Annotated in this window: 20 protein-coding genes and 1 pseudogene; 10 read left to right on the top strand and 11 right to left on the bottom strand. The window is 51.4% G+C overall.

Annotated features, from left to right (window positions below; all coding sequences use genetic code 11):
- Positions 1 to 96 precede the first annotated feature (96 nt).
- A complete protein-coding gene (locus NT239_10465; GenBank protein XGA70210.1) occupies positions 97 to 1,287 on the bottom strand; it encodes a PilT/PilU family type 4a pilus ATPase in 1,191 nt (396 codons plus the stop codon).
- 124 nt (positions 1,288 to 1,411) lie between these two features.
- Positions 1,412 to 3,388, bottom strand: a complete 1,977-nt coding sequence (locus NT239_10460) for an amidohydrolase (GenBank protein XGA70209.1) — start codon at positions 3,386 to 3,388, stop codon at positions 1,412 to 1,414.
- A 290-nt stretch (positions 3,389 to 3,678) separates the two neighbouring features.
- On the opposite strand from NT239_10460, the gene NT239_10455 reads away from it, so the two are divergent.
- From NT239_10455 to NT239_10420, 8 genes are all read left to right on the top strand, one after another.
- Positions 3,679 to 4,257, top strand: coding sequence for a TetR/AcrR family transcriptional regulator (locus NT239_10455; protein ID XGA70208.1), 579 nt, complete (start codon positions 3,679 to 3,681; stop codon positions 4,255 to 4,257).
- 207 nt (positions 4,258 to 4,464) lie between these two features.
- On the top strand, positions 4,465 to 5,622 hold the full coding sequence (locus NT239_10450; GenBank protein ID XGA70207.1) for an iron-containing alcohol dehydrogenase: 1,158 nt from the start codon (positions 4,465 to 4,467) through the stop codon (positions 5,620 to 5,622).
- 437 nt (positions 5,623 to 6,059) lie between these two features.
- Positions 6,060 to 7,880, top strand: a complete 1,821-nt coding sequence (locus tag NT239_10445) for a DUF1800 domain-containing protein (protein XGA70206.1) — start codon at positions 6,060 to 6,062, stop codon at positions 7,878 to 7,880.
- A 20-nt stretch (positions 7,881 to 7,900) separates the two neighbouring features.
- Positions 7,901 to 9,271: a DUF1501 domain-containing protein gene (locus NT239_10440; protein XGA70205.1), complete on the top strand. Its 1,371-nt coding sequence runs from the start codon at positions 7,901 to 7,903 to the stop codon at positions 9,269 to 9,271.
- Positions 9,272 to 9,537: 266 nt separating this feature from the next.
- The gene (locus NT239_10435; GenBank protein XGA70204.1) at positions 9,538 to 9,891 is read left to right on the top strand and encodes a GntR family transcriptional regulator; all 354 of its coding nucleotides are present in this window, start codon (positions 9,538 to 9,540) and stop codon (positions 9,889 to 9,891) included.
- Positions 9,892 to 9,895: 4 nt separating this feature from the next.
- Entirely contained in the window at positions 9,896 to 10,762 is an 867-nt protein-coding gene (locus NT239_10430; GenBank protein XGA70203.1) for an ABC transporter ATP-binding protein, read from the top strand.
- Positions 10,749 to 11,597, top strand: coding sequence for a hypothetical protein (locus NT239_10425; protein XGA70202.1), 849 nt, complete (start codon positions 10,749 to 10,751; stop codon positions 11,595 to 11,597). The genes NT239_10430 and NT239_10425 overlap by 14 nt, the downstream gene beginning before the upstream one ends.
- Before the next feature lie 15 nt (positions 11,598 to 11,612).
- Positions 11,613 to 12,374 (top strand): hypothetical protein, encoded by a 762-nt coding sequence (locus tag NT239_10420; protein ID XGA70201.1) that lies wholly within the window; start codon positions 11,613 to 11,615, stop codon positions 12,372 to 12,374.
- A gap of 58 nt (positions 12,375 to 12,432) precedes the next feature.
- On the opposite strand, the gene NT239_10415 is transcribed toward NT239_10420, so the two are convergent.
- The 4 genes and pseudogenes from NT239_10415 to NT239_10400 all read right to left on the bottom strand — a co-directional run bounded on the left by NT239_10415 (position 12,433) and on the right by NT239_10400 (position 17,338).
- Positions 12,433 to 12,966 carry a YfaZ family protein gene (locus tag NT239_10415; protein XGA70200.1) on the bottom strand — a complete coding sequence of 178 codons (534 nt, stop codon included), beginning with the start codon at positions 12,964 to 12,966 and terminating at the stop codon, positions 12,433 to 12,435.
- A 220-nt stretch (positions 12,967 to 13,186) separates the two neighbouring features.
- Complete coding sequence (locus NT239_10410) at positions 13,187 to 14,266, bottom strand: methyl-accepting chemotaxis protein (GenBank protein XGA72798.1); 1,080 nt, start codon at positions 14,264 to 14,266, stop codon at positions 13,187 to 13,189.
- A pseudogene (locus NT239_10405) lies at positions 14,246 to 16,060 on the bottom strand (nitrate- and nitrite sensing domain-containing protein). Before NT239_10405 ends, NT239_10410 begins: the two are co-directional and overlap by 21 nt.
- Before the next feature lie 327 nt (positions 16,061 to 16,387).
- The gene (locus NT239_10400; protein ID XGA70199.1) at positions 16,388 to 17,338 is read right to left on the bottom strand and encodes a TraB/GumN family protein; all 951 of its coding nucleotides are present in this window, start codon (positions 17,336 to 17,338) and stop codon (positions 16,388 to 16,390) included.
- A gap of 265 nt (positions 17,339 to 17,603) precedes the next feature.
- Between NT239_10400 and NT239_10395 the strand changes: the two genes are divergently transcribed.
- Complete coding sequence (locus NT239_10395; GenBank protein ID XGA70198.1) at positions 17,604 to 19,679, top strand: TonB-dependent receptor; 2,076 nt, start codon at positions 17,604 to 17,606, stop codon at positions 19,677 to 19,679.
- Positions 19,680 to 19,953: 274 nt separating this feature from the next.
- Here NT239_10395 and NT239_10390 read toward each other — a convergent pair whose 3' ends face one another.
- The 4 genes from NT239_10390 to NT239_10375 all read right to left on the bottom strand — a co-directional run bounded on the left by NT239_10390 (position 19,954) and on the right by NT239_10375 (position 23,107).
- The gene (locus NT239_10390; GenBank protein ID XGA70197.1) at positions 19,954 to 20,730 is read right to left on the bottom strand and encodes an SDR family oxidoreductase; all 777 of its coding nucleotides are present in this window, start codon (positions 20,728 to 20,730) and stop codon (positions 19,954 to 19,956) included.
- Between the two features lie 48 nt (positions 20,731 to 20,778).
- Positions 20,779 to 21,174, bottom strand: coding sequence for a MerR family DNA-binding transcriptional regulator (locus NT239_10385; protein ID XGA70196.1), 396 nt, complete (start codon positions 21,172 to 21,174; stop codon positions 20,779 to 20,781).
- A gap of 57 nt (positions 21,175 to 21,231) precedes the next feature.
- Positions 21,232 to 21,855, bottom strand: a complete 624-nt coding sequence (locus tag NT239_10380; protein XGA70195.1) for an NAD(P)H-binding protein — start codon at positions 21,853 to 21,855, stop codon at positions 21,232 to 21,234.
- A 319-nt stretch (positions 21,856 to 22,174) separates the two neighbouring features.
- Complete coding sequence (locus NT239_10375) at positions 22,175 to 23,107, bottom strand: methylenetetrahydrofolate reductase (GenBank protein ID XGA70194.1); 933 nt, start codon at positions 23,105 to 23,107, stop codon at positions 22,175 to 22,177.
- 222 nt (positions 23,108 to 23,329) lie between these two features.
- On the opposite strand from NT239_10375, the gene NT239_10370 reads away from it, so the two are divergent.
- Positions 23,330 to 24,118: an EAL domain-containing protein gene (locus NT239_10370; GenBank protein XGA70193.1), complete on the top strand. Its 789-nt coding sequence runs from the start codon at positions 23,330 to 23,332 to the stop codon at positions 24,116 to 24,118.
- A gap of 30 nt (positions 24,119 to 24,148) precedes the next feature.
- On the opposite strand, the gene NT239_10365 is transcribed toward NT239_10370, so the two are convergent.
- Complete coding sequence (locus NT239_10365; GenBank protein ID XGA70192.1) at positions 24,149 to 25,036, bottom strand: LysR family transcriptional regulator; 888 nt, start codon at positions 25,034 to 25,036, stop codon at positions 24,149 to 24,151.
- Positions 25,037 to 25,103 lie beyond the last annotated feature (67 nt).

The raw sequence follows: 25,103 nt of genomic DNA, 5'->3' as shown, positions 1-25,103 counted from the left end.
TAGCTAGTTAGAAAAAAGCGATCTCTACAGAGATCGCTTTTTTATTAGGTATATTAATAAAGATCAACGCCTTATTAACCTAGCAACGCATACCCCCTATTCTTTTTTCTCACCCTCAGCGCCCTCTTCCACCACTTCAGGCTCTTCGTGCACTTCCAGCGACAAATGATCCAAGCCGCTACTGTGCTCTTCTTTGCGATGATGCTTGCTATTGAGCTTAATATTCAAACGCAATTCGTTCAGCGAGTCGGCATTTTTCAGCGCTTCTTCCATGCTGATTTTGCCCGCTTCGTACAAATCAAATAGCGCCATATCAAAGGTCTGCATGCCTAGCTCGCGCGATTTTTGCATCGCGGTTTTCACGCCGCCAACGTCGCCTTTGAAAATCATATCGGCGACCAGCGGCGTATTGAGCAAAATCTCAATCGCAGCGCAGCGCCCCTTCCCGTCGGGCGTCGGCACCAAGCGTTGCGAGATAATGCCGCGCATATTCAGCGATAAATCCATATACAGTTGCGGGTGGCGCTCTTCGGGGAAGAAATTCACAATCCGCTCGAGTGCCTGATTTGAGCTATTCGCGTGCAGCGTGCCCATGCACAAATGGCCGGTTTCGGCGAAATTCATCGCGTATTCCATTGTTTCACGGTCGCGAATCTCGCCAATCAAAATCACATCCGGCGCTTGGCGTAGCGTGTTTTTCAGCGCATTAAACCAGCCCTTGGTATCGCGCCCGACTTCGCGGTGTGTAATCAGACAGTTTTTGTTTTTATGCAGGTATTCAACGGGGTCTTCAATCGTGATGATATGGCCGTGGCTGTTTTCATTGCGATAATCAATCATCGCCGCCATCGTCGTTGATTTACCCGAACCAGTGCCGCCCACCAGCAGCACCAGCCCGCGCTTGCTCATCATCACTTCTTTTAAAATCTTCGGCAGCCCCATTTCATCGAAATTGGGGATCTTGCTGGTGATCGTGCGCAGCACCATGCCGACTTTTTCTTGCTGCATAAACACATTCACGCGAAAGCGCCCGATGCCTTCGGGGCTGATCGCGAAATTGCATTCAAATTCTTCTTCAAATTCGGCACGCTGATCGGGCCGCATAATCGCGTAAGCCAAGGCCCGCGTTGCAACGGCATTGAGCTTTTGCTGCCCCACCGGCGTCATCTTGCCGTTAATCTTCATCGCAGGCGGGAAATCATCAGCAATAAATAAATCGGACGCTTTATGCTGAATCATCATCCGCAATAAATCGTGCATGGTTTTCAGGGCTTGTTCTGGGCTCATGCGGCTCTCCTGTTCTCTAACAGGATATAGACCTTGCCTCCCTGCCTCGCTAGCCTTAACTAATGCCGAAACGACAGGCAGCAAAAAGCCCCTTGCGAGCAAGGGGCTGTGGGAGTAAATCGCTTTACTTGGCTTTGGCTAAATTGAGCGAATACGCCGTAGCCGCCATCGATGCCAATGTACCTAGCTGGCAATTATCCGTTTCAGCCTTAATGCGCCGCTGATCTTCAGCATTCACATTTAACGCCATAGGAGCGATTGCCGCTGGCGCTGCGCTCGCTTGTTTGCGTTTATTTTCAGCAGGTACAGGGAATAATTTACCCTCAAACACCGTTCCCCAAACAGGGATGTCTTTGAGTTTTTTCGGATCGACTTTGTACGGGTCTTGCTCAAGCACGGTAAAGTTGGCAATCTTTCCTGGCTTGATTGAGCCAATCAGATCTTCTTTGCGCCATGAATACGCCGCTTCAATCGTAATCGCACGCAAAGCTGCATCGACACCAATTCGCTGTTCTGGCCCCGCCACACGGCCACTTGGCGTAATCCGATTCACGCCTGACCAAGCCAAAAACAATGGATCAGCTGGCGCCATTGGCAAATCTGAGTGGAAAGATAAATGCTGGGTGTGTTTCAAAATCGACGCATTTCTGACCATCACATCAGCGCGTTTTTTACCTAAGCCCGCCGCGTATTTATCGGCAAAGCCAACTGGGTAGTATGGGTTCACACTAAAGATCGCGCCATTTTTAGCAAAGCGCCCGACTTGAGCTTCTGTCGTATTGGCGTAATGCACCACAACAAAGCGGTGATCTTGACGCGGAGTTTCTTTGATGCGCTTTTCTAAGGTAGCCAACAACACTTCAGCACCCAAATCGCCATTCACGTGGATATGCAGCTGATAGCCCGCATCCCAGAATAATTTGGCGCGACGCTCAAGCTCATCCGGATTAATCATCCATTCACCTTTGTGACCATCGGTGTAGGGCTCTTTCATTTGCATCAACTGCGAAATAATCGCGCCATCGGCAAACAATTTGATTTGTTTCGGGAAGAACATCAGCTTGCTACCGCTGCCTTCTGGTGCTTTAGCCACGGTTTCTTCAACCGCGTCCAGTGCTCTATCCAAGCCGACCGCATCGACAATCCCGCGACCGTCCGCCAAGAAAGTCGAATACATTGGGGTGTCAGGCGCGCCCAAGACTTCTTCGTACAGTTTCCACATTTCAGGCGTCACAATCGCGCCCGGCTCGTTATACGCCGTGATGCCGTTGGCGTGGGTGTAAGCGACCATTTGCTTCAAACCAAAGCGCAAACGTTCTGGCGAAGCAATCAAGCCCAAGACACTTGGCATCACCTTCGTGTTCATAAAGCCCTGCTCCCAGAAGTGGCCTTCTGCGTAGTTGGACATCTCGCTGGCCGAGCCCTTACCCATGACGTCTTGCGCCGAAATATCGAGTAATTTAAGCGCCGCAGTATTTAAGATTACTTCGTGAGCAGAGCGCTGCCAAATGATAATCGGGCGCGTGCTGCTAATTTGGTCGAGCTTCGCGCGCGTTAATTCGCCATGCCATAGCTTATGGTAGCCCCAGCTAATCAATGGCTCGTTAGGGTCTGACAATGCCTTTTCAGCGGTCTTCAGGCGCGATTGATATTCTTCTGGTGTATTCGCCGCCTTGTAGGTTTTGCCCGGCATATTCCAGTCTTCGGTCGCAATCACTTCGGTCGCCAAAGTCAGGCCGCCCAAAATGGGGTGCAAATGCTGGTCAATAAAGCCCGGCATAACCACTTTATCTTTCAAGCTATTATCGATGCGATAAACCGTATGTGGATGTCGCGCTGCTTGTTTCTTTAATTGCTCAATGCTACCCACCGCAACAATTCGCTTGCCCATCACCGCAACGGCTTCGGCAGTCGCTTGGGATTTTTCCATCGTAATGATTTTTTTGGCCGGATAAATCACCACCACGGAAGAAGAAGTCTCGCTGCCGGTCGGCTGCAGTGCTTTGTTAATTGATTCATTCATGCTGCCATCCGCTTGCGCGGCGCTACACAGACCACTCAAAGCCAATGCATAGGCGATTTTTTTTACGGTATTGCTCATTTCAAGCCCCAAATTAAAATGACGGTGAAATATATTTGAGCAAAAAACAAGCTCAAAATCAACAAATAAATTACTAATAAAGTAATTAATTAAAAATATAAAAGAAGGAAGAATAATATTTCATGCAAGCAATAGGTATACATCTGTTGACTAGAATATAAATTACACACGTAAGAATACCCTGGCACTGTATTAAAACCCGTAGACAAATAAAGTATGCTCAATTACCACACTAGACGACTGGTCTAGTTTGGCATTATCATGCGGCCATGCAGAACGAAACCCACTCAATGCGCCAACATATTCTGGACGTGGCCAAACCCATTATCCTCGGCAAAGGTTTTTCCGCCGTGGGATTAAATGAGATTTTGACCGCAGCCAATGTGCCCAAAGGCTCGTTTTATCATTACTTCAAATCCAAAGAAGCATTTGGGGCCGCGCTGCTCGACTCGTATTTTTACGATTATTTTGGCCGACTAGAGCTGATGCTGGCCGCCAACGATCAAAGTGCAGCGCAGCGTTTGGTTGCGTATTGGGATCGTTGGCTGGAAACGCAAGCGGGCGACTGCTGTGAAGAAAAATGCCTCACGGTGAAATTGGCTGCTGAGGTGTCTGATTTATCCGAAGCGATGCGAATCAGCTTAAAACGCGGCACCGATCAGCTGATTAAACGCTTGGCGCAATGCATTGAGGAAGGCATCGCCGATGGTTCGCTCACTGCGGCACTCAACCCTCAGCGAACAGCCGAAACGCTATACCAAATGTGGCTAGGCGCTACGCTGCTGGCCAAAGTGCGCCGTGAAGACAGCTCACTGGCGTGCGCAATGGACAGCACATTGAAGTTATTGCAACTCGAGCCAAGCCATTGATTCGGCCCTCTGCTATTTGAATTCGTTCGTGGTGAGCTTGTCGAACTATGAATGAATTCAAGGCCTTCGACAGGCTCAGACCGAACGAGGTTAAGACTTCAATGGGCTGAATCAATCATGCAGCAAGTTAGCAAGTAGATCGCAGTGTACTGCGGTCTTATTTTTTACTAAAAAACTAGACGACTGGTCTATTAAAGGAAAACCCTGATGTTTAATTTTGAATTTCACAACCCGACCAAAATCGTTTTTGGCACCGACACAATCGCCAAACTCGACCAACTCGTACCGGCCAACGCCCGCGTATTGATCTTGCTCGGCGGCGAAAGCGCGCGTAAAAACGGCACACTGGCCGAAGTACGCGCAGCACTGGGCGCGCGTGAAGTGCTCGAATTTAACGGCATTGAGCCCAACCCAAGCTACGAAACGTTGATGCAAGCGGTAGAGCTGATTCGCCGCGAAAAGCTCGATTATCTGCTCGCAGTCGGTGGCGGCTCGGTGATCGATGGCACTAAATTTGTTGCTGCCGCAGTGCCGTTCGAAGGCGAGCCGTGGGATATCCTAACCACGCACGGCCAAGTGGTTCAGGCTGCAATGCCGTTTGGCACGGTACTCACATTGCCTGCCACCGGCTCAGAAATGAACAATGGCTCAGTGATTACGCGCAAAGCCACGCAAAGCAAATTGGCCTTTATGAGCGCGCATGTGTTCCCGCAATTCTCGATTTTGGACCCGACCAAAACGCTAACGCTGCCAACACGCCAAATTGCCAACGGCGTCGTTGATGCTTACGTGCATATCGTCGAGCAATACCTGACCTACCCCGTGAATGGCATGGTGCAAGATCGCTTTGCCGAAGGCCTGCTCCAGTCTTTAATCGAAATCGGCCCCAAAGTGCTCGCCGCGCCGAACGATTACGACTTGCGCGCCAATTTAATGTGGGTTGCTACCCAAGCGCTGAACGGCCTGATCGGCGCCGGTGTACCGCAAGATTGGTCAACGCATCTGATTGGCCACGAGCTCACCGCGCTGTATGACATCGACCACGCCCGCACCTTAGCCATCGTATTGCCAGGCAATTTGCATGTACGCCGCGCCAGCAAACACGCCAAATTGCTGCAATACGCCGAACGCGTGTGGGGCATCCGTGATGGCAGCGACGAGCAGCGCATCGATGCGGCGATTGCCAAAACGGCCGAGTTCTTTGAAGCGATGGGTATCAAAACCAAGCTGGCCGATTACGGCCTTGGCAAGGAAGCCATCGACGCCGTCGTCGCGCAGCTGGAAAAACATGGCATGACTGCGATTGGTGAAAAAGGCGATCTCACCCCAGAAATCGCCCGCCAAATCCTCACCGCAGCACTGTAAAACCAAAACGGCGAGCCTAGGCTCGCCGTTTCTCCTTCCGATGACTCTAATGAGTCAACGAGGATTTGGTCTCTACTGTTCACCTCGTGCAGCAAAATTTATGCATAGTTTATGAAACTTTCAAGCAGACCATGGCTTTAATCATAAATCGAGACCTGCGCTCACTCTCACTAACATATAAAGCTTATCTTCAGCTTGAATTACACCTTCATTTCTTACCAAAATCAGCCCCTAATCTTGAAAAAAAGAAAGCTAGTCGGTGACATAAAACAAAAAACCTTACCCAAGCAAATGGTTTAAATTTCAATATCTTAGCAAGGTTAAAGCTACAAAAATCGGCCAATGTGTGCCATTTCACAAGCATATCCGAGACTCGATAAAAAACCCCCATACCAAGTGTTAGTATTTGCTAATTATCTAAAATTAGCAGCCGTCGCATGTCGTCAGATGAAGCAATTGTTTTAAACAAAGAAACCGGATCGATTAATACCAAAGCATGGATTGCCAGTACCGCCGCGATTCTAACTGCCTGTGGTGGCGGTGGTGGAAGTGAGAGTAGCTTAGGTAGTACCAGCAGCGGCTCTAGCACCAATAACGGAACCAACAGCACTAGCGGGAGTGGGGGCGATAACAGCTCTTATCTCCCACTTAAGCGTATTAGCAAACCAGCAACAGAGGCTGAAGCTGCGCGCTTTTTGGCGCAAGCTGGCTTTGGCGGCGATGCCAATGCGCGCCGCGCGCTGATGCTTAATGGCTATGAGTCGTGGCTTACCGAGCAATTGGGGATGCCTCAGGGTTTAAGCCGCTGGGATGAGGCGACGCAGCTCAAAAATACCGATCCCACCTCTTTTGCTCGGCTTACCGAGCAAATCGACAATTTGCTGTGGAAGCGTATCGCCAATTCTCCCGATGTGCTTCGCCAACGCATGACGCTGGCCTTATCCGAAATTTTTGTGGTTAATTGGGCTGGTGTGAAAGTGCCAATGTCACTCAAAGTCCACGCTCTTGCCGCGTATATGGATTTATTAGAGCGCAATGCCTTTGGTAATTTCAGGCAGCTATTGGAAGATGTAACACTGAATGTAGCTATGGGTCGCATGCTGGGCACCTGGGGTAATCAAAAAGAAGATCTCAAAACCAATCGCCAACCCGATGAAAACTATGCGCGCGAAATCATGCAGCTGTTTAGCATTGGTTTATACGAACTAAATCAAGATGGATCGATTAAGCATGACGGTCAAGGCCAGCCAATTGAAACCTATTCGCTCGACACTGTGAGCAATTTAGCGCGCGTATTTACCGGCTGGAGCTCGCCACTGGATTACTCATCTTCGCAGCCCGATCCAGAACCGGTTCGCCGCCCAATGCAGCTAGACCCCAAAAGGCATTCCACTTTAGAAAAGAACTTCTTAGGTGCTCGGATTGCGGCCAATACCGATGGGCAAAGCTCGCTAAAAACGGCGCTCGACACCTTATTTAATCACCCGAATGTGGGACCCTTTATTGGCAAACAACTGATCCAGCGTTTTGTTTGCAGCAACCCAAGCCCAGCCTACATCAGCCGTGTTGCTGCGGCTTTTGCCGATAATGGCCAAGGTATCCGCGGCGATTTAAAAGCGGTGCTGATCGCCGTCTTGCTAGACTCTGAAGCGCGCAGCGCGCCCAATTTGAGCGATGCCTTCGCTGGTAAAGCAATCGAGCCTATGGTGCGGATAGGCCAGTTCTTTCGTTCACTCAAATTTACCAGCCCAGATGGGCAGTGGCGTTTAACCCGTGCCAATGCATTTGGCCAGCAGCCGCTTAACGCACCGAGCGTGTTTAACTTTTTCCGCCCTGGCTATATTCCGCCCAATTCAGCCCTTTTGAATCAGGGAAAAGCAGCGCCTGAACTACAGATTATGAACGAGCAAAGCGTTCTCAATCAGGCCAATAATTACGCGCTGATTTTAGACGATGTCGGCTCATATACCTGCCGCACGTATTACGATGCAGGCGGCAATTATCAACGCGATACAGCCAATACTGGCTTAAGCCTAGATCTGAGCACGGAATTAAATCTGGTCAATAACATCGATGATTTGCTCGAACACCTTAATCTGCTGCTACTGGCAGGGCAACTGAGCAGCACCAGCAAAACGCACATCAGCCAAAGCGTACTCAAAATCAGCGACAAAGACCCGGCCAAACAACAACTCAATCGAGTTAAAGCAGCGATTTTGCTGGTCTTGATGAGCCCAGAAGCTCAAGTACTGAAGTAAGCAGTAGCAAGGATATACCCATGGAAATGAATCTATCTCGTCGCGAATTTTTACGCCGTGCCGGCATGCTGGGCGTGGCAGGAGCGGCGGCACCTTTAGCACTGAATTTATCTATCCTCGGCGAAGCGGTCGCCGCGACCACCCCTAGCGATTATAAAGCCCTCGTTTGCGTCTACCTTGCGGGCGGTAGCGACAGCCACAATTTGCTGATTCCCTACGATTTAAGCAGCCACAGCCAATACGCCTCCATTCGCCAATCGCTGGCGATTGCTCGCGATCGCCTTAGCAGTACCGCGCTAAATACCCCCGATGGCAGTGGCCGCCAAATGGCTTTGGCGCCAGAGCTACTGGGTTTGAAAGGGCTGTATGACAGCGGGCAACTGGGCGTGATTAGCAATATTGGCCCCTTAGTCGTGCCGACGAGCAAAAGCCAATTTGTCAATAATGCCGTGCCTTTGCCACCCAAACTGATGTCACACAATGACCAAACCAATGTGTGGCTATCGGGCGCCGCGGAAGGCGCCGGCCAAGGTTGGGGTGGGCGCATCGGCGATTTGTACCAAAGCAATAATAGCAATGCCGCTTTGAGCTGCATTATGGTCAACGGGGCCAAAGTCTTTTTAAGCGGCAAACAAACTGCGGCGTTCACGATTGGCACGGGAGCAAAACCCACCCAATTACTCTCTGGCGTCAATGCGCGCTGGGGCAATGCCAATTTCCGTGACGATTTGATGAGCTTAATGACGCAAGTGCAAAGCAATGAGCTATCCAATGTGTATAGCGAAACGTGCAAGCGCGGCATTGCAACGTCTGATTTTCTGGCCAACACCTATAAATCGGTGACTGACCCGAGTGGCTTTCCTGCAGGCAATTCATTAGCCGATCAGCTCAAAGCCGTCAGCAGAATGATTTCTGCTCGCACTATGCTGGGTAATAGCCGACAAGTCTTTATGGTTTCGCTCGGCGGCTTTGACTTGCACGACGACTTAAATGCCGACTACCCAGAACTATTGAGCAAAGTAAACGATGCCATGTTGGCCTTTTACAATTCACTCAACAGCATGGGCTTAGCCAACCAAGTAACCACGTTTACGGCCTCTGAATTTGGCCGCAGCTTGGCGTCCAACGGTGATGGCTCCGATCACGGTTGGGGCGGCCACCATCTGGTGATGGGCGGCGCAGTCAAAGGCGGGCAAATCTGGGGCCGGAAAATTGAACCTCGCGTCGGCGGCCCGGATGATATTGGCCAGGGCCGCCTGATTCCCGACTTTGCCACCGATCAACTGGCATGGTCATTGGCCAAATGGTTCGGCGCTAGCGATTCGGATCGTGATCTTATCTTGCCGAGCATGAGCAACTTCGACGCCAATACACTGCGCATTTTTGCATAAGCACCAGCTACCTAGCTTCAGCCTAACTAAGCTGATCCAACAGGCGATTTTGCAGATCGCCTGTTTCCCCCTCCTTCTTATCAGCGCACACCTTGCAGCGCAGCTGCTTCATCAAAATACCCACCATATGTATAAAACCATACGGCACGTTTATAAAAACCAACAGAGACATACCCTTTCAATTTAAAGATAAGCAATCTTTTCCTTGCAAACATATTCAGCATTAAATATAGTGTGCTACATAACTAACACACAAGCACAGATCAATGACGGACTGGAATAATCAATCGCCGATCTATCTGCAGCTGGCCGATCGCTTGGGGCAGGCTTTGCTCGATGGCATACCACCCGAAGGCGAAGCGATGCCATCGGTGCGCGTGCTAGCGGCCGAGTACGGACTGAACCCATTAACAGTCAACCGAGCCTTGCAGTCTATGGTCGACGCCGGTTTGCTGGAGAGCCGTCGCGGCTTGGGCATGTTTGTCTTACCCAATGCCAGCGAGCGATTGCGCGCCACCGAGCGTGAACGGTTTTTAAGCAGCGAATGGCCGCTGTTGGCCGCCAAATTACGTCGTCTTGGGCTAGGCCCCAGCGATTTGCAGTGGACGGATAAGGAGTAAGGTGATGAGCGAATTAGTGACGATTCAGAATTTATCCGTGAGCTACGGCGCCAAAAAAGCGCTGCACGATGTGTCGTTCCAACTGGAAAGTGGCCGCATTATTGGCCTGCTGGGCAGCAATGGCGCGGGCAAAACGACCTTGATGCAGGCGATGATGGGGCTGATTCCGTTTAGCGGCGAGATCAATATTCTGGGCTTTAACCCACGCACGCAACGCGAAGCGATGCTAGAGCACGTCAGCTACATCCCCGACGTCGCGATCTTGCCGCCGTGGATTGAAGTGCAGCAATTGCTGCAATTGATGAGCGGCCTACATCCAAAATTTGACCGCGAATTGGCGCAGCAAAAATTAGCGCGCACGACGATCAAGCTCGAATCCAAAGTCAAACAACTATCACGCGGCATGATTGTGCAATTGCATTTGGCGATCATCAGCGCGATTGACGCCAAATTAATGATTTTGGACGAACCGACCTTGGGGCTGGATATTCCAGCGCGCAAAGCGTTTTACGACATGCTGGTTAGCGACTGGTGCAATGACGAGCGCACCGTGCTGATCGCCACGCACCAAATCGACGAAATCGAAAATCTATTGTCGGACGTGATGATGATTCATCACGGCGCGCTGGTTCTGCACGATCAGCTGTGCAATCTGGAAGAGCGCTATATCGGCCTGCGCTTTGGCGCCGAGCACAGCGAAGCAGTCACCGCCGCAGCGCCGCTGCACCGTTTTCGCCAAATGGGCGGTGAATGCGCGATTTTTGCTGGCAACTTCCCGACTGAACTGGCCTCACTCGGCCAAACCTTCCGCGTTGAGCTAGCCGATTTATTTGTCGCCCTAAGCCAAGGAGAGCGTCATGCAACAGTTTAAAACCCTTATGCTGCGCGAGTGGATGCAGCATCGTCGTTCGTGGTTGATTTTGGGGTTGTGGTCGCCCGTGGTGGTGTGGGCGCTGGTGTATCTGGTGCTACTCAATGGCGGCATTCCGCAGTTGAACGACGCCGAGCTGCCCGATACGATCAAAATCGCCAGCATGGTCATTAATATGCAATCGTCCTGCGTGTTTTTTCTGGCGCTGATCGGCGTGCTGCTGACGATACCCGGCCTGCCGTACCGCGATAAAGACGATAAATCGCTCGCCTTCTGGCGCTCGCTACCGATCGATGAGCGCGCCGCCGTCATCGCGCCGGTATTGATGAACGGCTTGCTGCTGCCGCTGATGGCGATTGTGTCGGCGATTGCGCTGAATTTACTACTGTCTGCGCCACTGTGGTTGGCCAGCATCAATATTGTGCAGGCGAAAAATCTCGTTCTGGCCTTCGTCGGCAGCAGCTTGCAAGGCTTACTGACCTTGCTGTGGTTTTCGCCGCTGGTACTGCTGCTGGCGCTGGGCAATAGCGTGATACGCCGCTGGGGAATGGCCTTGGTGCTGATTGGCGGGCTACTACTTCAGATCTTGCTGTTTCAACAAACAAACCACGCGCCAGCCAGTAAATTTGTCGAGATCTATTTTTCCGGCCTGTTTGGCGTGATGGAGCAAGCCCAGCTCCTCGATTTTCTGGGCGCGGAAAACATCAATCTGCCCGAGCAAATGACTACGCTCACCCGCTTTGTCACCAACCCGGCTTTTGCCATCGCGCTGACCGTCAGCGCCCTATGCCTCGCCGCGCTGATCTGGCGGCGCAAAACCGGCCAAAGCGCTTAATTGAGGAAATTCATCATGAAAAACCTGAAGAAATGGCTCTTTCCCGGCAGTGTGCTGGCGGTATTGGCGCTCGGTAGCGCAACGGTCTTGTTGGCCAAACCCAACCCGCATTTTGTGATCAATAGTGGTCCAGCGGCGTTTAATTTTGCGCTGCAAAGCAAGGATGCGATTCAGCCTAGCGGCAAAATGGTCACCATCACGCTGACTACGTCTGGCGATACTTTGCAAAACTATGGCACGGTGAATATCAAACAGTTTTGTGCACCCAAGGCCAGCGTTGAAGTCGACTCGGCACTACTTGAGGCACTGGATCAAGAACTTCTCAGCCAAGGCATTATCAAACTGCTCACGCAACAGGAGGTCGGCCAGCAAATGCCCGCCCTTATTTTTAACTCGGCATTCCCAAGCACAGGACAATCGAATGGGCTAAACAAGGTTGAAAATAACGGCAGTGGTCACATCAAAGTGCAATGCCCTAATCTGCAGCACATCAGCGTGAGTAATCGCGGTGCGGGTAACGTCGATGTCTTGACCAGTTATGTCGTCAGTGCAGAGGTAGAAAACTTCGGAGTCGGCTCGGTTTACATTCCCAACGTGCACAACAAGATCGACATTGTCAGCGGCGGAACGGGTAGCGTCGCGGTTGGCGAAGCCGCCAAGGCTGATGTGAAGTTGTTTGGGATCGGCACGGTGTCGTTTAAAAACGAGCCCAACATCACATCAACGATCAAAGGGATGGGCGTGATTAAAACCAATACGCCTCATCCCTATTACTAGCAATACTTAGGTATATGGCTAAAAATCAATTGCAGATTGATTCGCAGCCATATACTTATTAAAACATCACGCGAACACCCGCATACGCGCCATCGGCCAGATCGTGTTGGTGACCGTTATCAAATTCAACGGTTGAATAACGATAACCGGCGTCCAAAGCGACGGCTTTATTGATACGCCAATTCACGCCCACGCGGCCGTCAAAGCTAGAATCGACTTTGCCTGTTGCCAAAGGGCCCCAATAGGCGTTGCCGTACAGCGCCAAGGATTCGCCTAATGGAATCTGCAAATCGCCGCCCACCGATACCGTCATTTCATCGCTATGTCCATCCAGCGCTAGCCAATTGGCGCGCCCTCCAACAGTGACACTGGCCGCGCCTAAAGGCATGGTATAGCCCATCCCAACGCTGGCCATCGTATCGTCATGGTCAAAATTATGCAGCAAATCAGCCGTTACACTGATGTTGGGGCTGACTTGATGATTGAAATCCAATCCAAGGTATTCACTGCCGATACTGGTTTCCAAAGAGCCGGCGTGAGCCATTGAAGTCAGCGTCAAAGCGCTAAGTGCGACAATTAAGGTTTTTTTCATGATATTTCTCGTCAAATAAGCGCTAGCTTAGAGGACGAGGTACGGCGAGAAAGATGCATAAATACACGCCCATCGCGTGGACTATGTCATCGCAGGACAGCGATGACATTTGATGCGAAAGCAATAAAAAGGCCATCTGCTACGAGATGGCCTTAATAAGATACGCCGTTATGTATACCAATAAAGCGCCTATCAATTCTAGATTGTGAGCCGATACCCATCAGGACAATCTGAATCGGGCCACCGCATCGACCAAGCCTTGTGCTTGCTCTTCCAAGCTTTCAGCTGCAGCCGCCGCTTGCTCAACCAGGGCGGCATTTTGCTGGGTAACGCTATCGATCTGGCTAACGGCAGCAGTCACTTGGTCAATGCCGCTGCTTTGCTCTTTGCTGGCACCGGCAATTTCTGTGACCAATTGGGTGACTTGCTCAAAACTGCTCACCAAGGTGTCCATCGCGCCGCCGGCTTGATTCACCAGTCGCGCACCTGCATCGACTTTGCCACCTGACTCTTGAATCAAATCTTTAATTTCTTTCGCGGCGGTAGCGCTACGCAATGCCAAATTACGCACTTCGGTAGCCACCACCGCAAATCCGCGGCCTTGCTCGCCTGCGCGCGCGGCTTCAACGGCGGCATTCAGCGCCAAGATATTGGTTTGGAAGGCAATCCCGTCGATCACGCCGATAATATCGGCGATTTTGCGGCTACTTTCGGCAATCCCGCTCATGGTGGTGACAATTTGGCCCACAATCTGCCCGCTATTGACTGCGGTTTGATTGCTGCTGTGCGCCAAAGTATTCGCTTGATCCGCATTGGCCGCATTTTGTTTCACAGTGCTATTGAGCTCTTCCATCGAGCTGGCTGTTTCTTCCAAACAGCTCGCTTGCTCTTCAGTGCGGCTAGATAGATCGGAATTGCCCGCTGCGATTTCTTTGGCCGCAGTATTAATCTGCTCTGCCGCATTTTGAATATGCCCCACCACGCTGCGCAGGTGCAAGATAGTGGCATTGGTGTTGTCTTTGAGCTCGCCAAACAAACCTTCGTAATGCGCGTCAACCGTCGAGCGCAAATCGCCCTCGGTCACGGCTTTAAGTACCCGACCCACATCATTTAAGCCGGTTTCAACGGTTAAGGAGAGTTGATTTAAGCCCTCGGCAATTTTGCGATAAAAGCCGACTTTGCCTTCAAGCTGTAGGCGGGTCTCAAAATTACCAGCCGCGGCGTTAATAATCAGATCTTCGACTTCTTGCTCAATCTGAACTTCCAAGGTGCGATCAACCCATTCGGCGACCGCGCCCATACGCTCGCCTTGCTCATTAATCACCGGATTGGCGGTCACCGTCATATTGCGACCGCCAATCACCAAATCGGCGGTGTAGGGGCGAACAAATTCAGCCAAAAGTTTGGCTTGATGGGATGGGTTTTTATGGAAACTATCAATATTGGTGCCAATCAATCGGCTGGCGTCAAAACCAGGAATTTGTGAGCGAATGGCACTTTCAGCCGATTGCAGCATTTGCGTTACCGCTTTATTGGCGTACACAATTTTGCGCTCATTATCGACAATCATCGCACCGGTGCTGACATTATCGAGCGCAATCCGTACCCGTAGATTTTCTGCTGCCAACGCCGCTTCACGCTCGGCGGCCGCCAGCTCAGCGGTGCGGTCGCGCCATTCAGCCACCGCGCCCAAGCGCTCGCCGCCTGAATTTATCACCGGATTGGCGATTACCTCTAGATGACGCACACCGACTTTAAGATTGGCGGTATACGGTTTATTCAAACTCGCTAACAGCTGCGCCTGATGGCTAGGCTGCTTATGAAATTGATCGATACATTCACCGATCAAGCGATCGGCGTTAAAGGTTGGCAAGACTTTGCGTAAATCATTTTCCGCTTCTTTAAGCATGCTGCAGACAGCGGTATTGGCATAAATAATGGTGCGCTGCGCGTCGGCGATCATGACACCGGTGCTTACATTATCCAGCGCAATCCGAATCCGCAGATTTTCATCCGCTGTTTTTTTCTCGGCATTGATGCGCTCGCGTAATTGCTGCTGCATGGATTTAATGGCATACAGCAAGCTATGTTGGTCGTTGGGACGCAACCTCACCTCGCTATCGAGCACGCCCTGCGCAATTCGTCGCGTAATCTGTGCAGCATAATCGGGTTCACCCCCCAATTCGCGCAAAATACTACGCGTTACCCAAACCACAAGCCCCGCAGTCAGCGCAATGGCCACGACGGCGATGATCAGATACAGGTTTTGATTGGCTTGAGCTTGGGCAGCAAGTTCAGCTTGGCGGTTGAGCAGGTCATTGGCCATGCGGCTTTCAACTTGCTTCATTAATTCAATGCGGCCCGTCGATACTTTGAACCACTGCTTGGGATCGATACCCAGCTCGCTTGCGCTGGAATTATCCAGTGCAAATTGGCGCAAGCGCGTTACGTCATTGACCGCATCACCTTGCAGCGTAGCCTGCATAAATGCTTTTTGTTCATCCAGTGCATAGTGCGCAAATTCGTCCAGATACACTTGCTGCGCGGACCAATTTTGCAAAAAACTGTTAAGCGTGGCGGCGCTAAATTGATTGGTAGTAAACACGGCAGACAACATCGCGCGTTCGCGCCCTGCTCGCTCTTTGGCCTGCAACAAATTAGCGTACGCCGCACTTAAGCGGGCTACTTCGCCGTGACTACTCAATTGCGACACCATCGCAGGCATTTGCTGAAACGCCGTAATTAAGCCAGTGTAATACGCGGCAGATTCTGCCGCAGGCAACGATAGCGCACTGATTGCTTGGCGTTTTGCGTCAATTTGCGCCAAACGATCACTGGCTTGGCTTAATGTACGATCCAAATCGGCCCCGTACAATTTGCGATCAAATTGCGTTAACGCGGTTTGCAAGGTTTTGATTTTTTGATCGCTCAGAGCCCTCTGCTCACCCAGCTCACGCTGATTAAGCTTACCTTGGCTGGTAATCAGCATTGCACTCATGCCACGCTCTTTTTGCAATTCGTGCGTTAAATCACCGATGGTCACCGACAGTGTCACCAAAGCCTCAAGCCGCTGTAATTCAGCAACTTGTGCCATTTTTTCCTTCACCGCCATCAGTGAGAAGACTATCAAGGCCAGTGCGGGGATCGCCCCCATCAGGATCAGTTTGCTTTTAGTACTTAATGTCATCGCCTGCCCTCTTACGATCAAATTCTGCTCTATCGTTATAGGCGGCGAAATTAGCTGCCCCAAGCCAAGGCAAGCCGGACAGTAAAACGGGGATGATAGGCACACAAAAAATGGATTTTTTTGTGCAGAAAACCAACAATTTACCCAATTAAATCAACTAGATAATCTCACGTGGAAATTAAGGGGTAGTTGTTGCAAAGAAAAGGCCGCGATCTACACGGCCTAGCTGAGTTTTTAAGGGGCAAATGTTACCCGCTCCACAGTAAAGCCTTGCTGGCGCAACAGATTGGGTAGGCCTTTTTTACCAACCATATGCAAACTGCCAACGCCAATAAATACAGCTTGATCAACACGGTGGTTTCGGGCGATACGCTGCGCAATCAACTCGTTTCTATCGTCGATCACCCGCTTCATCATTGCACGATCTTCTGCAGTCTCCATGCATTCACACCACTGCGAGTAGCGCTCCAATACCGAAAAATCGCTGCGATTCCACGCATCGACTAGCTTATTCATTTGCTGGCGTGCCTTGCCTGACTCGAGCAATTTCAATGCTTGTTGATATTGCTTGGCCGTGGTTTTGCCATCGTCCAAAATCGCCTGCATTTGCTCGGCCGGGGTTTCCAGTGCAATGATTTTTTTCTTCGCGCCTTGCGCTGCACCGAGTAAAAAGATCTCAGTTCCAAAGCCAGCCTCAATGCCATCTTGCCGCGCGTCAACCATCATCAGAGCCGAAAAAATCAGCGATGCATGCATTTGATCGGTCAACTCTGCGGGTAAGCAACGCTGCTTTAATTGCGCTTTTAAGCGCGCATCATAGGGGGCCGGAATCGGTACCACGGCTTGCTTAGCCAACTGCATCACTTCGCCCATCGTCGCCGCATCGGTGATATCAAGCTCAACGGCCACCGCATCGCTACCCAATAGCGCCGCGCGCGTTTGCGGACCAGGCACTAAAGCCTCACGCCGATTGGCATGAATCGTGCCGTACAGCCAAGAGCTTTGCCCATCTTTACTAATTTTCCACAAAAACCCTCGATCAACCGCTTTTTCAAGCATAGCCGGCATGTCTTCGGCCGTCGGCATCACCGGTTCTGGCAAGCACTGGGCTCCAGCCTGAAAACTCACCGCCAGCAGGCTCGTGATCAATAGGCGCTGCCAAAGTGATGTTTTGCGATTTTTCATGTTTAACCCCATAGATACACTGGCTGCGTATCGTCACAAAGATCAATTAATTAAAGGCTTACAAGGGCATACCCGTAAGGCGAGATGTCGCCACTATCGTACCTCACTCAGCGGCAATTGCCGCAACAAAAAACACAGTGAAATATTTTTAAATGCAAATGGAACTAATTCTCATAATCACTATCAATAGTACACATTACCCTTGCTCGCCGAGTGAGGGTTGATTCTTTTCAGACCGATTAGCACTTTCCCCAGAAGGATTTGTATGAGCAGCGCCCCTCAGTTACGCCCCTTATCAGCCCTGATTTTTGCCGCTTTTTTCAGCCCCGCCGTATTTGCCCAAACCACACTGCCGTCGATTGAAGTCGTCGGCAACGAGCAAGGTGATATCGCCAAAATTCCTGGCTCGATTGTTGTAGTTAACAGCGAAGAAATTGAACGCCTGCAGCCACAATCGACCGAAGATGTCTTGAGAACCGTCGCGGGTATTTCGATCAAACCTGAAGAAGAAAGCGCGATTGTCGCCAATATTGGCGTGCGCGGGTTAAGCTCGGCCGATTACTACAGCCTGATTTTGGAAGACGGTGTGCCCGTCGCGCCGGGCCTATTTGTCGGTAATGGCCGCTACTACAACCCACGTATTCAGCGCATGGAAAGCATTGAAGTACTCAAAGGCGGCGCATCGCTGCGCTACGGCCCAAGCACGATTGGTGGGGTGATCAATTATCAAACCAAAATGCCGCAAGAAGGTGTTTCTGTCGGCGGGCGCGTGGGCTCGTTTGGTTATAAAGAAGCCAATCTGGAAGCGGGCATGGCCGCAAAATCGGGCAACGCAATTGGTGGCGTGTTTTACACCGAAGCGCATAGCGATGGCTTTTTGGATAAAGGCTTTAAAATGCGCGACCTGATGGTGAAAGGCGGCGTAGCGATTGGCGATAATCAATGGCTGGCGCTGAAAGCCACGCATTACAGCAATGACGCGAATATCTCTTATCGTGGCCATTTCCTCGATGCGTATCAAGCCGGTGCTGATTTCAACCCGGCGCCAGACGATTGGTACCTAACCGATCGCAATTCAGTTGATCTGAACCACGAATGGGCGATTAACGCGCAAACCAAGCTCAAAAGCGTGATTTACTGGAGCGAAATGAGCCGCGATTACTGGCGCTACAACCTCGTTTCAGGCAAACCGACCAAAAAAGTCGACGGCTTAACGCAATGGAACTTCGGCAATACGCTGAACGGCAATAACCGCGCCTTCGATCGCATTGGTGCTGAAACCCGCCTAAATATTCAACACAATAGCTTTGGCATTCAAAATGAAACCGAGCTAGGTCTGCGTTTAATGAAAGAAGAAATGCACGACCAAACCATCGCGGCAACGCGCGCCAACCCGCGCAGCGGCAAACTCACCAAAGATACGATTGATGAAGCAAGCAGCATTGCCTTCTTCGGGCAAAACCGCTTTGCCTTGGGCGATAAACTGGCCATCACGCCGGGATTACGCGTCGAAAGCTACACCCAAAGCCGCACCGATTTGCAGCGCACGAAGAACAACGAAGCTGACACCAGCAATACCGAATATATTCCGGGCATCGGCTTTACCTATAACGCCGCACCAAGCGCGCAAGTCTTTGGTGGCGTGCATAAAGCGTTTGCCCCGGCGCTCAATGGCGATTCATTATCGGGCATGATCGATCAACAGCTTGAAGCGCAGCGCTCGATCAATTATGAAATCGGTGTTCGTGGTCAGGCCCAGCAATTGCGCTATGAAGTGACCGCGTTCCGCATGGATTTTGCTAATCAGGTTATTCCGGCCAATAGCAATAGCCAATTCCAGCAAACCAATGGCGGCAAAACATTGCACCAAGGTTTGGAATTCACGCTCGGTTATGCATTCCAAAATGGCTTTAGCATCGATGCCAACACCACCTACGTACCTACCGCCGAATTTGTCGGCAACCGCTACGACAGCAAAGGCAAAATCACGACGCCAGACGGCAATCGCATCGCCTACACGCCAGAGTGGATCGCGAATCTAACGCTGGGCTATCGCTTAGGCAATCTGAATACTGCGTTGACGATTAACCACACCAGTTCGCAATTTACCGATACCGCCAATACCAAAGAGCTCAAGCAAAACACCAGCGGCTTCTTTACCGGTGAAATCGCCGCCTATACCACGGCAAATTTGACTGCGAGCTATGCGGTGAATAAGCAATTCTCGGTGTTTGGCAGCGTGAAAAATCTAACAAATGAACGCTATATTTCCAGCTTGCGCCAAGGCATTTACATTGGTCCTGAGCGCTCGTTTGAATTGGGTGGTAAATACACGTTCTAAGCGCAACTACGCAATGGGCGCCTAGGCCGCGCTCGTTGATCCGGCCCTCTGAGGTTTGAATTCGTTCATGGTGAGCTCGTCGAACCATGAATGAATTCAAGCCCTTCGTCAGGCTCAGGCCGAACGGAGTTAAAACTTCAATAGGCCGAATCAAAAGGCAGCGCTCGCTGGACAAAATGCGATTGCATTTCGCCCTGTTTTTCATCCGCGCCGCCAAACCGCTTCACGGCGGCGATCTACAAGCCATACGTGATCAAATCCATTCGCGTCCAGATCAAGTATTTTGCATGGCCTTATGGTAAATATTCAGTACACACGTCTTAGGTAACAAGCGATTTAAAAAAACATAGAGCTTATTTTCAAACGTTGGAATCTCGCGGAACTGCCCTTTGAACAAAGCCCTTAGACCAATTCGTGCCACGGTTGCAGGCGAGATCCGGTGTTTAGCCGCAAAGGTGCCATGACCATTCCGCGCAAGATCTCGACCATTCAATTTAAAAAATCCCGTATCGGTACGGCCAGGCGACAAGACCATCAGATGAACACCGAGCGGCTTCATTTCCATTGCGAAAGCTTCAGTAAAATGCGCGACAAAGGCTTTGCTCGCGGCATAAGCCGCCATGAAGGGTTGGGGCTGGTAAGCTGCCGTTGAGGCCACATTCAGAATGTGGCCGCCCCCTTGCTGGCTCATCCGCCGTGCAAAATACCGACTCAGTTTAAGAACAGCTGTTTGATTAACCGCCAACATGGCATCAACGTCTGATGCCGATAATTCAAGGCATTTGCCATACAAACCGAAACCCGCATTATTGATGGCTACATCAATTTGCCCAGGGTATTGCGCTAGCTCGGCGAGCAAGCGATCTTGCTGTGCCAGCTCGGCCAAATCGGCCACGATCGTATGGCGCACGTTCGGCAGCGTTTTTTGTAGCTCACTGAGCTTGCGGGCATCTCGCCCATGAATAATTAATGCGTAGCCTTGCTGTGACAATTGCTGCGCCATCGCCAAACCAATACCGGAAGTTGCACCAGTGATAAAGGCCGTTTTCATGTTGGGTTTTCCCATAAACTGAATCGAGCCATCAGCATAAACTCTCCCCTAAAGAGGAGAGTCAAGCGGGTTTTGCAACGATTGCAGCAAACATTGATTATGTTGAATCACACTTTGCTCTAGCTGTGCCAATCCATTGAGCATGCCATTGATTTGCTCTAGTTGATTCGTGAGCGCTGCTCGTTTAACTCCGATTTCGTTTCGCAATAAATCGATCGGCACTAAGCCTTGCTGTGTTTTGGCTTGCACTATCGTTTGCAACTCAAGCAATGTAAAACCAAGGCTTTTGGCCAAGGTGATCATGCCCAAGACCGGCACATAGCTCTGATCGTATATGCGATATTGCCCCTTTCGGGCCGGGGCTTTAATCAAGCCAATCTCTTCATAGTGCCGAATGGCCTTAATACTCAGACCTGTGATTTTGGCTAACTCACCGATATACATCCCGTCTCCTGCTGCTGAGTTTTAGGCAACACTTGAATTTTACTTCGCACGATGATGCTACAACTGATCCGACTCCAAAATCCATTCCCCTTGTCCATCGGCAAACAGGCCATTGAGCATTGCGGCGGCAATCGTATCGGGCGTCACGGGACGATAGCGACGGGGAATCAGCGGCCCCAATAGTCGGCTGACGCACAAACCGATATGTTCCGCTGGCCGTGGTGGCGTGCGCACCGCGTTGATCAACGAGGGCCGCACAATCAATAGGCGTGGAAAACCCAAGGCCCGCACGCCTTGCTCGGCCTCGGCTTTGGTACGCAAATACAGATTGCCCTGCAAACTGGCGCCGAGCGAGGAATTGAGCGCCAGATAAGGTACCCCAGCTCGGCGCGCCAGCTCAGCCACGCGGATCACCAAATCACGATCAATGGCGACAAATCGCTCGGGCGAGCCGGCGATTTTTTGTGTCGTGCCCAAGGCGCAAATCAGCCCATCGGCCGCCCACCACGCCGCATCGGGTGGCAATTGCTTAAAGTCGAGGAGCGGATTTTCCAATTTGGCATGGCTGGGCAACGCGCGGCGCGTGGGCGCAATTACCGCACTAATGCGTGAATCGGCCAAAGCTTGCTGCAAGACCGCCTGCCCTACCGCGCCCGTGGCGCCAACAATTAATAGCTTCATCACTCACTCCCGATTTCAAACTGGCCTATGTCGCAAAAACAATGTCCCTGCACGGTGTCACTTCGCCTTGCATGAAAATAGGGCTCGCTCACTTTTAACCATAAGAAATAGCCCCTCAAGCGCAGGCTTGCAGGGGCTATGGTGCGAATCGCCAGCGCCGAGAATGGTTCGCTAGTTACAATTGTACGGTGTAGTCAGGCTGGTTATGCGGGTGGCTTTGAGCGATATACACCGAGCGATCATTCTTCACCATCAGCACTTCAAAGAATGGCTATGCCAAAGCCAGCCTGAATCTGCGCAGCTGCGCCATTCAAACCCACTAGCGCGCCACACTCGCGGCAAACATCGCCTGCACATCGCGCACTAATTGCAGCGACGCCTCAATTTCGTCTTTGCGAATCGCGACGCTTTCTACATTACACCCTACTGGTATTCCTTTCTCATTAGCATATTGCAATAGCTCCGCGAAGATACCCTTACATACATCGAGCGATTTGGCCAAAATATCACCCGAATGGATGAGATCGTTTTCCAGCCATTTTGGAATACTAATCCCCAGCCACTTCATAAATTCCAAGGTTTTCACCGAGCCACACGGCGTGATCGTGAAAATAATCGGCACCATAGGCGTGCCGCTCGCTTGGCAAGCATAGTAGTAATCCGACAGGAAATTTTTCGCCGCCTCGACGTTATAAACGCACTGCGTCACAAAGAAAGAACACCCTTCAGCAACCTTGTGCGCAACGCGCAGGTGTTCGTCGTTTTTAACCAAATGTCGCTCCGGAATCGCAACGCCGCCGACGAGCAAATCGGCGTTGGTGTCGCGACGCAGTGCGTACGCTTGCGCGACCGATAGCGAGACTTGCTGTTCACGTGATGCGGCGCCGACAAACACCGACACGCCCTGCCCCATCGCGGCCACATCAGCGCGAAAAGCTTCGGGCGTATATTTACCGACGCAGCGGTAGTTTATTTTTGGAATATCCAGCGCCGCCAGATAATCGCGGCTATAGGTTAGCGGGTCGAGCGTCGCCAAAAACGGAAACGGCCGCGCCGCGTCGGTGCGATCTGCTTCATCCTGAATGTCATACAGCACCAGCCCATCGACATTCAGCGGCGCAATGCGCTCGACTTGCAAGGCGGCAATCTCGGCGATTTTCTCCGGCGTATTGTTCGCCTTCGGTGGCGTAATGCCATACAGCAAGATACCGGATTGGCGCTGGGTGATTTTGGTGTGCAGATTGGTAGACATAAGCAGACTCGTGATCGTTTGCCGGGATTTTACGCTGATTTAGCGAGAAACCGCGCAGATTCTCGGCGAAGTAATGCAATCAGCGGCGGAACAGAAAAATCGTTGGCCTGCCTAGATCATCTGCCGAAACTTGCCGGCGAATTGACATTGATCCAATCTACGGTCTTGCAATGTGCTGTTTCGCTTTCTAGGCTGTCAGTACCCCTCTAGGCGCAGCGCACTATGCTACTCAAAACCAATCAAACCATCTTTGCGAAACCCTTCCACGCGATTGCGTGTGACCAATGTCGTGATTTAAAGGGATTGGGCTTCGAATTTACCATGGCGTTTCAGCCGATTTGGGATGTGGAAAAGAAACGCCCCTATGCGTATGAAGCGCTAGTTCGCGGCATCAATGGCGAACCTGCGGCCAGCATTCTGGCGCAAGTGAACGACAGTAATCGCTATCGTTTCGACCAAGCCTGCCGCGTAAAAGCGATTGAATTGGCCGCCACACTGGGGCTGCATCATCAACCCGATTGCCTGCTATCGATCAATTTCCTGCCCAATGCAGTGTATCGTCCTGAAACTTGTATTCGCGCCACCTTGGAGGCCGCCGAGCGTTTTCGCTTTCCCACAAATCGGCTGATGTTTGAAGTCACCGAGGGTGAGCAAGTCAGCGATAGCGATCATTTGGTTGGCATTTTCGAGGCCTATCGCCGCCATGGTTTCACCACCGCGATTGATGACTTTGGCGCTGGGTATTCTGGGCTCAATTTGCTGGCCGAATTTCAACCCGATGTCATCAAAATCGATATGGAACTTACCCGAGGTATTGACCAGAGCAGCAGTCGCCAAGCGATCTTGGCAGGCATACTACTCACTTGCCGCCAACTCAATATTCGCGTGATTGCCGAAGGCGTCGAAACAGAATCGGAATATCACACCTTGGCCGAGATGGGGGTCGAGCTGATTCAAGGCTTTTACTTTGCCCGCCCCGAAATTGATCATTTAGCGCTAGCAATACGCTGACCCTAGGGTTAAAGCCATCTCGGCTCACCATCATGGACGTGGGTAATTCGCCAGCAAATACTCCACCACACTATTGAGCTTGGGTCTGGGGCGTGGGTCGGATAGATAGACGAGATGGACTGGCGTAGCCGGAGGCAGGTAATCATTCAGTATCGCTACTAAGCGCCCTGCGGCGATGTCTTCGCCCAATAAGACTTCAGGCTGAAAAATAATCCCGGTGCCATTGAGCGCCGCTTGTAGCAGCGCACGGCTGTCGTTGCTGGCAAAGCGGCTATTGCAGGGCCAGATTTGCTGATCGCGCAGGCGCAAGCCCGGCCATTCATGGCGATTGCCCCAGATTAGGTGCGTTGCACAGTAATGCTGTTGCAGCTCGCTCGGGTGCTCTGGCTTGCCGTATTGTTGCAAATACGCGGGGGATGCGCACAGGCGCAGTTGATAATTGGGCAAGGCGCGTGCGACCAGATCACTATTGCCCAAATCGCCGGTACGTATCGCCAGATCAAAGCCGTCTTCAATCAGATCAACGCGGGTGTTACTTAAAATCAGTTCGATTTTGACCTGCGGGTATTGCGCCAGATAGCCTGCCACCAAGGGCGCAATCACCGTCGCGCCCAGATTGATCGGCGCGCTGATGCGCAGTAGGCCTTGCGGCTGCGCTTGCAGGCTTTCAATCGAGCTTTCAGCCCAGCGCACTTGCTCGAGCACTTTTTTGCAATTGTCATAGTAATTGGCCCCCGCGCTGGTCAGGCTGTGTTTGCGGGTGGTGCGCTCCAATAGCCGCACGCCGAGCAGCGCCTCCAGCTGCGCAATATGCTTGCCCACCATTACTGCCGAGATATTCAGCGCATCGGCGGCGGCGCTAAAACTGCCGCTCTCCACCACCCCCACAAACACCGCCATGCTGCGCAATTTGTCCATTATTACTAACCAAAAGTTTTGAATGAACTAATTCTAGCCGCATTTATCGTCATTATGATTTGCATAA

This window comes from Chitinibacter sp. SCUT-21 (assembly GCA_041874755.1).
In the GTDB taxonomy this organism is placed as follows: Bacteria; Pseudomonadota; Gammaproteobacteria; order Burkholderiales; family Chitinibacteraceae; genus Chitinibacter.
This window is presented reverse-complemented; position numbering and strand designations above follow the sequence as displayed.